This window comes from Rhizobacter sp., from assembly GCA_019635355.1.
Classification (GTDB): domain Bacteria; phylum Pseudomonadota; class Gammaproteobacteria; order Burkholderiales; family Burkholderiaceae_C; genus Rhizobacter.
In genome coordinates this window covers 2637503-2652855 of record JAHBZQ010000001.1, presented here as the reverse complement: position 1 = coordinate 2652855, position 15353 = coordinate 2637503, and the positions used below count along the sequence as shown (strand labels likewise).

The 15353-nt window shown below is 68.4% G+C and carries 10 protein-coding genes and 1 tRNA gene; 6 read left to right on the top strand and 5 right to left on the bottom strand.

Going from position 1 to position 15353, the window contains the following annotated elements:
* The first annotated feature begins 19 nt into the window (after positions 1–19).
* On the top strand, positions 20–1996 hold the full coding sequence (locus KF892_11900; protein MBX3625710.1) for a dynamin family protein: 1977 nt from the start codon (positions 20–22) through the stop codon (positions 1994–1996).
* Entirely contained in the window at positions 1993–3057 is a 1065-nt protein-coding gene (mutY, locus tag KF892_11895; protein MBX3625709.1) for an A/G-specific adenine glycosylase, read from the top strand. The genes KF892_11900 and mutY overlap by 4 nt, the downstream gene beginning before the upstream one ends.
* Here mutY and KF892_11890 read toward each other — a convergent pair.
* Genes KF892_11890 through KF892_11875 form a run of 4 tightly spaced genes read right to left on the bottom strand, consistent with a single transcriptional unit; the run spans position 3050 to position 7181 of the window.
* Positions 3050–3673 carry an LON peptidase substrate-binding domain-containing protein gene (locus KF892_11890; protein MBX3625708.1) on the bottom strand — a complete coding sequence of 208 codons (624 nt, stop codon included), beginning with the start codon at positions 3671–3673 and terminating at the stop codon, positions 3050–3052. The two genes, mutY and KF892_11890, sit on opposite strands and share 8 nt — an antisense overlap.
* On the bottom strand, positions 3660–4562 hold the full coding sequence (gene rapZ, locus KF892_11885) for an RNase adapter RapZ (GenBank protein MBX3625707.1): 903 nt from the start codon (positions 4560–4562) through the stop codon (positions 3660–3662). The genes KF892_11890 and rapZ overlap by 14 nt, the downstream gene beginning before the upstream one ends.
* Before the next feature lie 47 nt (positions 4563–4609).
* Entirely contained in the window at positions 4610–6304 is a 1695-nt protein-coding gene (recN, locus tag KF892_11880; protein ID MBX3625706.1) for a DNA repair protein RecN, read from the bottom strand.
* A 1-nt stretch (position 6305) separates the two neighbouring features.
* Positions 6306–7181 carry an NAD kinase gene (locus KF892_11875; GenBank protein ID MBX3625705.1) on the bottom strand — a complete coding sequence of 292 codons (876 nt, stop codon included), beginning with the start codon at positions 7179–7181 and terminating at the stop codon, positions 6306–6308.
* 81 nt (positions 7182–7262) lie between these two features.
* On the opposite strand from KF892_11875, the gene hrcA reads away from it, so the two are divergent.
* From hrcA to KF892_11860, 3 genes are all read left to right on the top strand, one after another.
* Positions 7263–8279 (top strand): heat-inducible transcriptional repressor HrcA, encoded by a 1017-nt coding sequence (gene hrcA / locus KF892_11870; protein ID MBX3625704.1) that lies wholly within the window; start codon positions 7263–7265, stop codon positions 8277–8279.
* Positions 8280–8319: 40 nt separating this feature from the next.
* A tRNA-Ile gene (locus KF892_11865) sits at positions 8320–8396 on the top strand.
* A 117-nt stretch (positions 8397–8513) separates the two neighbouring features.
* Positions 8514–9368 carry a GTP cyclohydrolase II gene (locus tag KF892_11860; GenBank protein MBX3625703.1) on the top strand — a complete coding sequence of 285 codons (855 nt, stop codon included), beginning with the start codon at positions 8514–8516 and terminating at the stop codon, positions 9366–9368.
* A 3-nt stretch (positions 9369–9371) separates the two neighbouring features.
* Here the strand turns inward: KF892_11860 and KF892_11855 are convergent, their stop codons facing one another.
* A complete protein-coding gene (locus KF892_11855; GenBank protein MBX3625702.1) occupies positions 9372–12008 on the bottom strand; it encodes a hypothetical protein in 2637 nt (878 codons plus the stop codon).
* A 248-nt stretch (positions 12009–12256) separates the two neighbouring features.
* Here KF892_11855 and KF892_11850 point away from each other — a divergent pair, with 248 nt between their 5' ends.
* The gene (locus KF892_11850) at positions 12257–15256 is read left to right on the top strand and encodes a hypothetical protein (protein MBX3625701.1); all 3000 of its coding nucleotides are present in this window, start codon (positions 12257–12259) and stop codon (positions 15254–15256) included.
* The last annotated feature ends 97 nt before the right edge of the window (positions 15257–15353 follow it).

Here is a 15353-nt window from a genome sequence, read left to right as displayed (position 1 = left end):
CGGGCCCGCGACCACCCCCATGGCGACTTCATTCGCAAGCAGTCTTGACGAACTCTCCCAGTGGCGTGCGGTGCTGGGAGCGCGGCTTGACGAGTACAGCCGCTTCCTCTCCGAGCACGACGTCGCCGACCCGTCCGCCCACGAATCGCTCGACGCGCTGCGCCGCCGCCTGTCGGGCGAGAAGCTCATCGTGGCTTTCGTCGCCGAGTTCTCGCGCGGCAAGTCCGAGCTGATCAACGCGATTTTCTTTTCGGATGCCGGCCGCCGCGTGCTGCCGGCCACGCCGGGCCGCACCACGATGTGCCCGGTTGAACTCGGCTTCGAGCTGGGCGAAGAGCCGGCGCTCGCGCTGCTGCCCATCGGCACCCGCCTCGAAGGCCTGTCGCTGGGCGAGCTGCGCGGCCAGCCCAAGATGTGGACGCACCTGCCGCTCGACGTGAGTTCGCCCGACAAGCTGTCGAGTGCGCTGCAGGAAGTGATGCGCACACAGTGGGTCAGCATCGACGACGCCAAGGCCCTCGGCTTCTGGGACGACGAGCACCCCGAAGACAACCCGCCCACCGACGAGCAGGGCCGCGCCGAAGTGCCGGCCTGGCGCCACGCGATCATCAACTACCCGCACCCGCTCTTGAAGCAGGGCCTGGTGGTGCTCGACACCCCGGGGCTGAACGCCATCGGCGCCGAGCCCGAGCTGACGCTGAGCCTGCTGCCTTCGGCGCATGCGATGGTGTTCATCCTCGGGGCCGACACCGGCGTCACCAAGTCCGACATGGCGATCTGGCGCGACCACCTCGGCTCGCCGGCGCAGACGAGCTTCGTGGTGCTCAACAAGATCGATGCGCTGATCGACCCGCTCGCCACGCCTGAGCAGGTGCGCGAGCAGATCGAGTCGCAGCGCCAGTCCACCGCCCGCACGCTCGACATGGATGCCGCGCGTGTGTTCCCTCTCTCCGCACGCCAGGCGCTCGCCTCGCGCATCGAGAAGAACCCGCAAGGACTGGCCGAGAGCCGCCTCCCCGCACTCGAAGCTGCCCTCGGCGCGCAACTGCTGCCGCAGCGCCGCGACATCCTTCAAGACCTGGTGACCGACGCCATCGCCCGCATGGAAGCGCAGGTCAACCGCGGCCTTGCTGATCGCCGCCGTCAGATGGCCGAACAGATGCTCGAGCTGCGCGGTCTGCGCGGCAAGAGCAGCGCCAAGACGCGCGTGATGATCGAGCGTGTTGACGCCGAGACGGCCGAGTTCGAGCAGTGCACGTCCAAGCTGCAGGCCATGCGCATGGTCCACAGCCGCATGCTGAAGAACGCGCTGGTCGACTTGACCAGCGACCGCCTGCGCGAAGAAGTCAACGAGATGCAGAAGGCGATGAACGCCTCGCTGCTCAACCTGGGCGCGAAGAAGGCCTTCCTCGCCCTGTGCGGCCGCCTGCGCGAGCTGCTCGAAGCCTCGCAGGTGCGGGCCGGCGAGATCCACGACATGCTCGGTGCATCGTTCAGCAAGCTCAATGCCGAATTCGGCTTCAGCTTGCAGGTCAACAAGGCGCCCGACCTGCAGCGCTTCATCAACGAGCTGTCGCTCATCCAGCGCAGCTACGTGCAGTACCTCGGGCTGACCCAGGCGCTGCGGCTGTCGCAACCGAAGTTCATGGAGCAGTTCCGCCGCATGCTCGTCTCCAAGCTGCGCGTGGTGTTCGAGAACGCGAGCTCCGAGATGGAGCTGTGGAACAAGATGGCCTCGTCGCAGGTCGACTCGCAGCTGCGCGAGCGCCGCCGTGGCTTCCGCCGCCGCCGCGAGGCGCTCGAGCGCATCCAGGCCGCGTCGGGTGACCTCGAGCAGCGCATTGCCGAACTCGAGGCGCAAGACGAGCAGCTGCAGCAGCTGCAGGCACGCTGCCACGAGATGGCCATGCGCGTGAAAGAGCAGGCCCGCGCCGATGGTGCCCCGGCCGAAGCGCAGAACAGCGAAGCCGGCATGCTGTACGCGGCTCAAGCTTGAGTCGGCCGACACCCCAAGATCGTTTCGCCACCCCTCTGATTGCGTGGCAAGCCACGCACGGGCGCCATGACCTGCCCTGGCAGCGCACGACCGACCCGTATCGGGTCTGGCTGTCCGAGATCATGTTGCAGCAGACGCAGGTGAGCACCGTGCTCGCCTACTACGAGCGCTTCCTGCAGCGCTTTCCCGATGTGAAGGCGCTGGCCGCGGCCTCGCAAGACGATGTGCTCGCACTGTGGAGCGGCCTCGGCTACTACAGCCGAGCGCGCAACCTGCATGCGTGCGCCAAGGCCGTGGTGGCCGAGCACGGGGGTGAGTTTCCGAAGACAGCCGAGGTGCTCGAGACGCTGCCCGGCATCGGCCGCTCGACCGCCGCGGCGATTGCCTCCTTCTGCTTCGGCGAGCGTGTGGCCATCCTCGACGGCAACGTCAAACGCGTGCTGACGCGCTTTCTCGCGTTCGACAAAGACCTCGCGGTGCCGCGCCATGAGCGCGAGCTGTGGGCGGCCGCCACCGAACTCCTGCCGCACACCGATATGCCCGCCTACACGCAGGGCATCATGGATCTGGGCGCGACGGTGTGCCTGGCGCGCTCACCGCAGTGCCTGTTGTGCCCGGTGCAAGCCGAGTGCGAAGCACGGCGCAGCGGTACGCAGGACAAGTACCCGATCAAGACGCGCAAGCTCAAGCGCAGCAAGCGCGAGAACGCGTGGCTGTGGCTCAGCAAGGGCGATGAACTCTGGTTGTGCCAACGGCCCGAGACCGGTGTGTGGGCTGGCCTGTGGAGCCTGCCGGAATTCGACTCGCCCGAGGCCTTGAGCGCCGCGGCCTCCACCTGGCCCGGCGAGGCGACGGCCTTGCCCAGCTTCACCCATGTGCTCACGCACCTCGACTGGACGCTGCACCCGCTGCGCGTCGCGCTGCCTCAGAACATGTCGAAGAAGGTCCTCGATGCGATCACCGCCTCCTTGCCCGCCGGTGGCTGGTACGGCCTCGACGAGGCCCTCGCGATGGGCCTGCCCGCGCCGCTGCGCAAGCTGCTCAAGTCCGCTGTTACTTGACCACGCCCTTGGTGCGCAGGAATTCGTTGACGAGCTGAAGCCGCACCTGCGGGTCGGGCAGCTCCATCAGCTTCTGCTTGGCCGCCACCGAGATCGGCAGGATCTCGCACCAGCGGTTGGCGATCCAGCCGGCGCTCTCGAACTTGAAGGGCTTCAGGAACGGTTCGGTGCCTTGCTGCTTGAGCGTGGCAATCGCGTTGGCGAGACCGCGCACGCTTTCGAGATACGCCCCGACGGGTGCGATGTTCTCGTCGTCATCGTCGATCACCCGCGCCTGCGCGAGCCACAAGCCATCGGGCTGCTGCGCTTTCGACTGCACCTTGAAGCGATGCAGCCCGCGGCAACGCACTTGCAGGATGCCCGGCTGCGTGCTGTCGACGTCGAGCAGCTCGGCGGTGGTGCCGATGTCTTCGAGCACCACCGGCTCGCCGGCCTTGCGCACCTCGCTGCCTTGCCGCAGCGCCACCACGCCGAAGGGCTTTTGTTCGCGCAGGCTCGCGCTCACCAGATCCAGATAGCGGGCCTCGAACACCTTCAGGCTCAGCAGCCCACCGGGGAAGAGAACGGCTTGCAGCGGGAAGAGGGGAAGAGAAATGAGCGCTTCAGTCTCGGGCATCAAGCTCTCGATGGCGAACCAGCGCGATGCCGCGGCCGGCAAAGCGTTTCGCAAGGGTTTCGACCAGGTAGACCGAGCGGTGTTGCCCGCCGGTGCAGCCGATGGCGACGGTGAGGTAGCTGCGCTGGTCGTTCTCGAACGACGGCAGCCAGCGCGAGATGAAGGCCTCGATCTGCGACAGCATCTCCAGCGCTTCGGGCTGGGCTTCGAGGTAGGCGATGACCTCGCGGTCGCGGCCGGTCTGGGCGCGCAGCTCGCGCACGTAGTAGGGGTTGGGCAGCACCCGCACGTCGAACACGAAGTCGGCATCGAGCGGCACGCCGTGCTTGAAGGCGAACGATTCGAAGACGAGCGTGAGCGCACGCGCCTGCGCCCGCACCAGGTCGCGGATCCACACCCGCAGCTGCGCCGGTCGCAGGAGGCTGGTGTCGACCACGGTGGAGGCCTCGCGCAGGTCGGCGAGCAGCTCGCGCTCCATCTCGATGGCGTCGTTGAGCGCCCGGTGGCTCACGGTGTTTTCGTCGTCGCGGCGCCGTGCCGGGGCCACGGGCGGCAGCTCCTGGCTCAGCGGGTGCGGGCGGCGCGTCTCGGAGAAGCGGCGCACCAGGGCATCGGTGCTCGCATCGAGAAAGATCGAGCGCACCGTCACGCCTTCCTGGCGCAGCTCGTGGATCAGCGGCAGCAGGTGCGGCAGCGAGCCGGCGCTGCGCACGTCGACCGCGATGGCCACGCGGCGCTGCTGGCGCTCGTGCTCCAGCCGCAGGAATTCGCGCAGCAGCTCGGGCGGCAGGTTGTCGACGCAGAAGAAGCCGGCGTCTTCGAGCGCATGCAGCGCGACCGACTTGCCCGAGCCCGAGATGCCCGTCACGAGCACGATCTCGTGCGGCACCGCGGGCGCCGCGGCCAGCGCCGTCGGCGCGGGGTCGGGCAGGGTGCTCATGAGCGTTTGCGGCCGGTGCTTCGGCCGCTGGATTCGGCGGCCACCGACAGCAGCTCCTGCGCATGGGCCAGCGTGGTGCCCGTCTGGCGCTCGCCGCCCAGCATGCGCGCGATCTCGGCCACGCGTGCTTCGCCGCCCACCGGCTGCACGTCGCTTCGGGTGGTGCCGTCGCGCAGCGCCTTGCTGACGACGAAATGGTGGTCGGCACAGGCGGCGACTTGCGGCAGGTGCGTCACCGCCATCACCTGGCGGTCGCGGCCGAGCTGTTTCATGAGGCGGCCGACGGTGTCGGCCACGGCGCCGCCCACGCCGGCATCCACTTCGTCGAAGATCAGCGTGCCGGCACCGTCACCCCCTTGCGCCAGTTGGCTGGTGGTCACCGCGATGGCGAGTGCGATGCGCGAGAGTTCACCGCCCGAGGCGACCTTGCCGAGCGCGCGGGGCGTGCTGCCCGCGTGGCCCGCCACCAGGAACTCGGCCGACTCCACGCCGAAGGCCTGGCGCTCGTCTTGGGCATTCAGCTGCACCTCGAAGCGCCCACCGGCCATGCCCAACTGCTGCATCGCCTGCGTGATCGCGGCGGCGAGCTTCGGGGCTGCCGCCTTGCGCTGGGCCGACACGCGCTTGGCCTCGGCGTCGTAGGCGGTTGCGGCGTCTTTCAACGCCCGCTCCAGGCCGTCGAGATCGGCCGCGGCGTCGAGCGCCCGCAGCTCGCCCTTCCATTGATCGAGCAGCGCCGGCAGCTCGGCCGGCGGGCGGCGGTAGCGCTTGGCGAGGCTCATCCAGGCGGAGAGGCGCTCGTCGAGCTCGCGCAGGCGCTCGGGGTCGAGCTCGGCATGGCCGAGGTAGCTGGTCAGCGTGTGTGCGGCGTCCTGCAGTTGGGTCTGCGCGCTCTGCAGCACCTCGGCCACGTCGGCGAGGCGGCGGTCGTAGTCGGCCACGTCTTGCAGCGCGTCGATGGCACGGCCGGTGAGGCCGTCGGCGTTGACTTCGGCTTCGCTCACCGCGTCGAGCGCAGCCTGCGCAGCATCCATCAGCGATTGCGCGTTCGACAGGCGCTTGTGGTCGGCTTCCAGCTCGTCCCACTCGTCGGCGCCGGGGGCGAGCTTGTCGATCTCACCGACCTGCCAGGCCAGGCGCTCACGCTCGTGTTCCAGATCGGCCTGCTGCGTGCGCGCCTTGGCAAGGGCATCACCCGCTGTCTTCCAGGTTTGGTAAGCCGTGCCCAGCGTTGAGGTGTCGACCCCGGCATAGGCGTCGAGCAGGCCGCGCACCGAGGCCGCGCGGGTGAGGCTTTGCCAGGCGTGCTGGCCGTGGATGTCGACCAGGTGATCCGCCGCCTCGCGCAGCTGTGCCACGGTGGCCGGGCTGCCGTTGACCCATGCGCGGCTTTTGCCTTGCGCGTCGATGACGCGGCGCAGCAGCAGCGTGTCGGACGACTCGAAGCCGGCTTCGTCGAGCCAGCCCGCGAGACTCGCGGGCGAGTCGAACTCGGCGCTGATCTCGGCACGCGCTGCGCCTTCGCGCACCACACCGGCGTCGCCCCGGCTGCCGAGCGCCAGTTGCAGCGCATCGATGAGGATGGATTTGCCGGCGCCGGTCTCGCCGGTCAGCACCGAGAAACCACCGGCCAGTTCCACTTCCAGTGTGGTGACGATGACAAAGTCCCGCAGCGAGAGGCGGCGCAACATTTCAATTGACTCCGGCGTTCCAGTGCAGTTTGCGACGCAAGGTCGCGTAATAGCTCCAGCCCCGCGGGTGCAGGAAACGCACCTGGTGCTTGGACCGCCGCACCACGATGCGGTCGCCCGGCATCAGGCTCGCCAGGCTCTGCATGTCGAAATTGACGCTCGCGTCGCGGCCGTTCACCACTTCGATCAGGATGTCTTGGGTGTCGGGCAGCACGATGGGCCGGTTCGACAGGTCGTGCGGCGCGATCGGCACCAGGAGCCAGCCGCCGATGCCCGGGTGCAGGATGGGCCCGCCCGCCGACAGTGCGTAGGCCGTCGAGCCGGTGGGTGACGCGATGATCACGCCGTCGGCCCGCAGGTTGGCCACGAATTCGGTGCCGATGTCGACCTTCACTTCCAGCATGCCGGCGGTGGCGCTGCGGCTCACCACCACGTCGTTCATCGCGAAGCCGTCGAAGATGCGCTGCTCGTCGCGCACCACGCTGCCTTCGAGCATGGTGCGGCGCTCTTCTTCGTAGTCACCCGCGATGATGGGCGCGAGCGCCTCGGCGTAGTGGCCCACCGGCACGTCGGTGATGAAGCCGAGCCGCCCCTGGTTGATGCCGACCATCGGCAGGTCGAAACGGGCGAGCTGGCGGGCGATCCCGAGCATGGTGCCGTCGCCGCCCACCACAATGGCCATGTCGCACTGCTTGCCGAGTTCGGCCGGGTTCAGTGCGTTGAAATCGGTGATGCCGGTGTTGAGGGCGGTCTCGCGCTCGAGAGAGACTTCGAGGCCCTGTCGCGACAGGAAATGCGCGATTTCTTCGAGCACCCCACGGATGCCCCGGGCCTGGTATTTGCCCACGAGAGCGGCATGTCGAAAGCGTGACGGCATGCGAAGGATTACACCACAGGGCCTTCGGAAAATGAGGTGTCAGGCGGGTGTCCAACGCCCCGCGTCCTACAATGAAAAACCATGTTGGACGAGCGAGCCAGAACCCTTCTCAAAGCGCTGGTCGAGCGCTACATCGCCGACGGGCAACCCGTCGGCTCGCGCACCCTTTCCAAGGCGTCGGGGCTCGACCTGTCGCCCGCGACCATCCGCAACGTGATGGCCGACCTGGAAGAGCTGGGCCTGATCGCCAGCCCCCACACCAGCGCGGGCCGCATTCCCACTGCGCGGGGCTACCGGCTCTTCGTCGACACCATGCTCACGGCGCAGCCCATCGACCTGAGCGTCGCCAGCGCCCCGCTCGAAACCCAGCTCCAGCCCGACCAGCCGCAGCGCGTGATCGCCAATGCGGCGCAGATGTTGAGCAGCCTGTCGAGCTTCGTCGGCGTGGTCACGGCGCCGCGCAAGGCGAGCGTGTTCCATCACATCGAGTTCCTGCGCCTGTCGGAGCGGCGCGTGCTGGTGATCATGGTGGCGCCCGATGGCGACGTGCAGAACCGCGTCATCATGACCGCGCACGACCACACCCAGAGCGAGCTGATCGAGGCCAGCAACTACCTCACGCAGCAATACGCCGGCCTCACCATCGAAGAAGTGCGCGAGCGCCTGAAGCGCGAAGTCGACGTGCTGCGCGGCGAGATCGCCACCTTGATGCAGGCCGCCGTGCAGGCCGGTAGCGATGCGATGGCCCAGCAGGAGCAGGTGGTCATCAGCGGCGAGCGCAACCTGCTCACGGTGCAAGACTTCTCCAGCGACATGGGGTCCTTGCGCAAGCTCTTCGACCTCTTCGAGCAGAAGACGCAGCTCATGCGCCTGCTCGACGTGAGCAGCCGCGCTGAAGGCGTGCGCATCTACATCGGCGGCGAGAGCATGGTGGTGCCGTTCGAGGAACTCTCGGTCGTCTCGGCGCCGTATGAGGTCAACGGCCAGATCGTGGGCACGCTCGGCGTCATCGGGCCCACGCGCATGGCGTATGACCGCATGATCCAGATCGTCGACATCACCTCGCGCCTGGTGAGCAATGCGCTGAGCGTGAAATAGCGAAGGCACAGGCTGCCTACAATCGCGGCTCTTTCGAGAGGGGCCGTTAGCTCAGTTGGTTAGAGCAGAGGACTCATAATCCTTTGGTCGCTGGTTCGAGCCCAGCACGGCCTACCACGCGTTTCGCGGTGTCTGGCACCCGTTGACCGAGTCGCCTGACCGACAGCGCGCCCAGGAGCTGCTGCCTACAATTTGGCGCTCCCAGAGTGCCGCCGGCTGACCGCCCCACCGCCCATGTTTTCCTACATCGACCCCACGATCCGCGCCCGCCTCGTCGAGCAGGGCCAGCTGATCCGCATCGACTCGACCGGCGCGGTGCTCGCCGCTGATCAGGTCGGCGAAGGCCCGGGGGCCACGCTCAATGTGCTGGGCCCGATCCCGCTGCCGATGGACGTGGGCGGCAAGCGCGAGACCTTCAAGTGGTATGCCTTCGTGCGCCACACCGAGCTGGCAGAGGCCAACCGGATCGCCGATGCGCTGCGGGGCCGTGGCGAGCAGCATCTCTTCTCGGTGCTCTCCAACAACATGTCGGTCAACAGCGTGCTGGTGATGGGCGATCTGCGCGCGGCGGAGAACCCGCTGGTGCGCGTGCATTCCTGCTGTCTCACGGGCGACGTGTTCGGCTCGATGCGCTGTGAGTGCGGGCCGCAGCTGCATCGTGCGTTCAAGCGCATCGAAGAAGAAGGCACCGGCGCCGTGGTCTACATGAGCGGGCACGAAGGCCGTGGCATCGGGCTTTGGGCCAAGGCGATCACCTACCTGCTGCAGGACAACGGCGAAGACACCTATCAGGCCAATCGCACACTGGGCCTGCCCGACGACAGCCGCGACTTCAGCGATGCGGCGGCGATGCTGCTGCACCTGCGCGGCGGCGACAAGCCGATCCGCCTGATGAGCAACAACCCCAAGAAGCTCAAGGACCTGCGGGCCGGTGGGTTGACGCATCTCCAGCCGGAAGCGCACGTCACTGGAGTGAGCTCGGCGAACCAGCGCTACCTCAAGGCCAAGCGCGGCTGGGGGCACCTGATCAATCTCACGGACATCGAGAACGTGGACGACGAGAAGAACCAGGACAGCAAGGCCGGGTAGGCCTCACTCCACCAGCTGCAACTCCCGCCCCCGCGCCACCGCACTCGTGCGGCTCTTCGCATCGAGCTTGGCGTAGACGTTGCGCAGGTGCCACTTGATGGTGTTGAGCGCCATGCCCGACACCCGGCTGATCGACTTGTTGCACAAGCCCTTGGACAGGAGCTGCAGCACCTCCAGCTCTCGGTCGGTGAGCGGCTCGCGCGCGGGCACGGCCGCGCTGCTTGCCGCGAGCGCGGGGTGAGCACTCGACACCGGCTCCAACGCCAGGCCCAGCCACTGCCTGAGCGGCTTGGCCGGCGCGGTGATCTCCAGCTTGCCAGCCGCAAAGGCGGCGCGGATCAGCGTCGAGAAGCGGGGCACGTCGTCGAACACCGCGCGTGAGAAGCCGGCTTTCGGGTCGTGCGACAGGCTGCGCTTCAGCACCTCATACGCGAGCTTGTCGCGCCCGGCGTTCCAGTGGCACACCGCGAGCGCGAAGTCGAGCGACATGCGCCGCGCCACGCGCCCCGCGCCGTCGGCGCTGTCGCGGATGACCTGCAGCACCGTGCGGGCCTTGTCGTGCTCGCCGCCTTGCATCGCGAGCAGCGCGGTTGCAAAGCCACAGCGCGCCCACGCCTCTTCGTAGCGGCGCGGGGCCGACCATTCGCCGTGGCCTTCGCGTTCGCGCAGGCCGAAGCTGGCGGCCGTGGTGTCGGCGAGCGTGGTGTCGTGGGCCTCCAGGCCGAGGCGCACCTTCTCGTAGCAGATCTCGGCGAGGTAGCGTGGGTGACCCACGTCGTCGAGCACGCTGTGGGCGACGTCGAGCAGTTGCACGGCGTCGTCGAAGCGGCCTTCCATCGCCATCAGGCGCGCGAGCACCACGTGCGCGGCGCAATACACCCACGGCGTGGAGCACATCGCCACGTGGGGGATGAGCTCCAGCAGCAGCGCGCGTGCGCCGTCGAGGCGGCCCCGCTCGTAGCGCGCACACGCGAGCGTGACGGCGGCGTTGACCCACGCAGGCGAGTGCGGTGCACCCTTGAGCGCAGCGTAGTTGCGGGCCGAGATGCGGGCGGCGGCGCGCAGGTTGCCTTGCTGGTACTCGGCGGCGCACAGCAGCGTCTCGGTGTGGCTGGTGAGGTAGGGCGTGACGCAGCGCACGCCGATGTCTCGAGCGCGCAGCGCCAGGCGGCGCGCTTCGTCGAACTGGTTGCGGCCGAGCAGGGTGGTGGCCTGCGCGGCGATGAGGATGCCGGTGAAGAACGGGTCGGGCATCTGGTCGCCTTCGAGGTAGCCCTCCACCGACTCCTGCTTGGCGAACACCCCGCTGCAGATCAGCCGGTGCAGCACGCGGAAACGGTACTGCACCACCTCGTTGTGCTCGCGGCCGGGGTGGTTGCGCGCGAGGTAGAGGATGCGCCGCGCCTCCACCAGCCGGTGCGAGAGCACGAGGCTCAGGATGTAGGCACAGCAGATCTCGTCGCGGCCCACGATCTCGTCGGTGCTCAGGTGTGCCGTCCAGCGCATCACGACGAGCGGGTCGCCTTCCTTGATCCAGTCGGTGGCGCAGGTTTCCATCGCGTCGACCAGCCAGGCGCGGTCTTGCGAGGCGAGCGCGTGCGTGAGCGCCTCGTCCTTCAGGCCCTGCGACAGATACCACCGGCTTGCCTTCTGGTGCAGCGAGGGGATGGCGTCGGCATGCTCGCGCCCGAGCCGGTCGCGCGCGTAGCCGAGCAGCAGCGTGTGCAGGCGGTACCACTGGCGGTGCTCGTCGAGCGGGATGAGGAAGAACTCCGACTGCTCCAGCCGGTCGAGCAGGGCGTAGCCGCGCTCGTCGCCGGTGAGGGCGTTGCACAGCGCGCCGTTCAGGCGGTCGACCACGGCGCAGAGCACCAGCAGGCGTTGCGTCTCGGCGGGCAGGTCGCACAGCAGCACTTCGTCGAAGTAGCGCACCACGCTGCGGTGGGCGCCGTTGAAGTCGCCGGCTGGCGTGTGCGCGCGCAGCGCGAGGAAGGCGAGCTTCGCGCCGGCGCACCAGCCTTCGGTGGTGGCCGACACGCCGGCCACTTCGGCTTCGGCGAGCGTGCGGCGGCACAGCGCCTTGCCGAGCGACGCAAGCTCGGTGGCGTCGAACGCGAGATCGCGAGCACCGAGCACCGAGCACTGGTCGCTCAGCTGCAGCTGGCTCACGCACAGGCCGGGCGCGCAGCGGCTGGCCACGATCCAGTGCACGTGCGCCGGCGAGTTGAGCACCAGGTATTCGAGGGCACGCAGCAGGCCGTGGCCCGAGTGGCCGTTGACCTGCAGCGACTCGAAGCCGTCGATCACGATGCACAACCCGTGCGCCGCGCGGTCGAGCGTGTCGAGCAGCATCGCCACGCCCAGCGAGTCGGCGGCGGGCAAGGCGTCGGGTAGGGCCACACCCGCCGCTTGCAGCGCCGCATGCAGGTAGGTGAAAACGCGCGCCTGGCCGACGATGTGGGCATCGAGCGACAGCCACGCCACCTGCCGCTCGCTGCGCACGCTGTCATGCCACTGCGCGAGCGCGGTCGTCTTGCCCGAGCCGGCGGGGGCCACCACGGCGAGCAGGCGCGCACGCGATGCGGCGTCGATGCGGGCCACGAGGGCCTCTCGCGGCACCGCGGCTGCGGGCAGCAACACCGGGCGCAAGCGAGCGCCACACACAGGCTGGCCTGTCAACAACTCTGCAGCCTGCTGCATCTGCGCTCGCACCCTTTCCTTCACTGCACGGTGGCGTCGGCAGCGGAATCTAGGCCTCACCCCGGGCAACGCCTATTAGGTGGTCCCCCGGGGTGGCGGCGGGTGGCGGCCCACCCTTTTGAACGTTGATCCGTGCGGCCTCCGGGCGATACCGTCCGCGCCTTCGTTGCTGCTAGAGGAGACAAGGCATGAGTGCTCAAGAAAGGTTCAGAGGATTCGGCGGTTGGCGTGACCTCGGGTCACGCCTGGCCGCGTGGCTGGCGGTGCCGCTGGCGATGCTTGGCGCCACGCAGGCGCTGGGCGCGGTCACGTTCGACAGCGGCCCGGTGCGCCCGGTGGCGATGTCGCCCGACGGCAAGAAGCTCTTCGCCGTCAACACGCCCAACAACACGCTCGAGGTGTTCAACGTGGGCAGCACCGGTGCGCTCACGCTGGCCGCGCGCATTCCCGTCGGCCTGGAGCCGGTGGCCGTGGCCGCGCGCAACAACGACGAGGTCTGGGTGGTGAACCACTTGTCGGACAGCGTGAGCGTGGTCACGCTCGCCGGCCTGCCACGCGTCACGCGCACGCTGCTGGTGGGCGACGAGCCGCGCGACATCGTCTTCGCCGCCAACGGCCGCGCCTTCATCACCACGGCACACCGTGGCCAGCACCGCACCGATTCGTCGATCTCGTCGGTGCCCGGCGCCGGCGACCCGCAGCTCACCACGCCCGGCGTGGGCCGTGCCGACGTGTGGGTCTTCGACTCGGCCTCGCTTGGCACGACCTTCGGCGGCACGCCGCTGAAGATCATGACCTTCTTCTCCGACACGCCGCGCGCACTCGCGCTCAGCCCCGACAAGAACACGGTCTACGTGGCGGCGTTCAAGTCGGGCAACCAGACGACGGTGGTGCCCGGCGACTACATGTGCCCCGACTTCTCCACCACGCCCTGCGTGCGCAAGGGCGTCACCGTGCCCGGCGGCCAGCTCGGCCCGGCCACCAACTACGAGGGCCACCGCGCGCCCGAGGTGGGCCTGATCGTCAAGTTCGACAACACCCGCCGCCGTTGGCTCGACGCCGCCGGCCGCGACTGGACGGCTGCCGTCGGCTTCACCATGCCCGACCTCGACGTCTTCTCGGTCGACGCCGCCGCGCTCACGCAGCGCAGCGCCATCCCGCACGTGGGCACCACGCTCTTCAACATGGTCACCAACCCGGTGACCGGCAAGCTTTACGTGTCGAACACCGAGGCGATGAACCACATCCGCTTCGAGGGCTCGGGCGTGTACGGTGGCAGCACCGTGCAGGGCCAGATCGCCAAGACGCGCATCACCGTCGTCAACGGCACCACGGCCACGCCGCGCCATCTCAACAAGCACATCGACTACACCAAGCTCGCGGGCCAAGCCGGGTTCGATGCCACGGCCAAGGACCACAGCCTCTCGACCCCGCTCGACATGGTGGTGAGCCGCGACGGCCGCACGCTCTACGTGGCCGCCTTCGGCTCCAGCAAGATCGGCGTCTTCGACACCGCCACGCTGGAGGCCGACACCTTCAACCCGCGCACCCAGAGCGCGCGCTACATCACGGTGAGCGGTGGTGGCCCGAGCGGCCTGGTGCTCGACGAGACGCGCAATCGCCTCTACGTCACCACCCGCTTCGACAACGCGGTGAAGGTGATCGACCTGGCGACCAACCGCGAGATCGGCGCCAACGCGATGCCCAACCCCGAGCCGTCGGACGTGGTCGCCGGCCGGCCCATGCTCTACGACGCCAACCGCACCAGCGGCAACGGCGAATCGGCCTGCGCCGCCTGCCACACCTTCGGCGGCAAGGACGATCTCGCCTGGGACCTCGGCGATCCGAACGGCAAGGTCGAGAAGAACCCGATCCCGATCAACCTCAATCCCGAGATTGGCATCGTCACCTTCAAGATCGCCCACTTGAACGGCACCAAGAACGCCGATGACTTCCACCCGATGAAGGGGCCGATGACCACGCAGACGCTGCAGGGCCTCACCAACTCGGGCGCGATGCACTGGCGCGGCGACCGCTCCAACGGCTTCTTCGGCATCGACGGCTACATCGGCTCGGCCGACAACAACATGAAGCGCGCCGCCTACGGCGACAACGAGGTGCTCAACTTCCGCAACTTCATCGTCGCGCTCGGAGGCCTGCTCGGCAAACCCACGCCCACGAGCGGGCCGACGCCGGAAGACGTGGGCATCATGGACCGCTTCACCGCCTTCCAGCTGCAGGTGCAGTTGCCGCCCAATCCGGTGCGGTCGCTGAACAACACGCTCAACGCCTCGCAGCAGCGCGGCCGCGACATCTACTTCGGCCCTCGCAACCTCGATGGCTCCATCCGCCCCTTCGACGGCCTGCCCGGCCTGCAGCCGCTGGCCGACCTGCGCGGCACCGGCCGTGCGTCGTTCACCTGCGAGGGCTGCCACAAGATCGATTCGGCCAACGGGCGCTTCGGCACGCAGGGCGAGTCGAACTTCGAGGGCGAGACGCAGATCTTCAAGGTGCCGCACCTGCGTGACCTCTACACCAAGGTCGGCATGTTCGGCACCAAGGAGCTGACGACGGTGCGCCTGCCCGGTGCGCCCTTCCAGGGCGACCAGATCCGCGGCTTCGGCTACATCCACGACGGCTCGATGGACACGCTCTTCCGCTTCTTGAACCTCTTCCAGTTCAACGACCCGCTGATCCAGTTCGACCGCATGCACCGCGGCACTTCGTCGGAGCTCACGGCCTTTGCGCTGATGTCGACGAGCTTCTTCCAGATGGGCTTCCCGGTGGACAACAGCCGGGCGCAATCGATGCAGCGTGACGTGGAGCAGTTCCTGCTCGCGATCGACAGCGACCTCGCGCCCATCGTCGGCCAGCAGGTGACCTACAGCCGGGCCACGGTGCTGAGCGCCGGGGCGCGGGCCGACCTGCTGAAGGCGCGTGCGGCGGCGAACTTCACCTCCAAGATCCTCGGCGGCACGGTGAAGGAATGCGAGCTGGTGGCGCGTGCGGTGGCCAACGGGCAGCCGGTGAGCTACCTCTACCGGCCGGCCAGCGGTGACTTCGCCAGCGCCTCGGGCGCGCTGATCTCCGACACCACGCTGCGCTTCAACGCGATCACGGCGGGCACCGAGGTGACCTACACCTGTGCGGTGCCGGGCACCGGCGTGCAGCTGGCCTTCGGGAGCTGAAGCCCTGCCACTCCCTCCGTTCGGGCTGAGCCCTTCGACGGGGCTCAGGACAGGCCTGTCGAAGCCTTGCGCTGCACTTCGACAAGCTCAGTGCGAA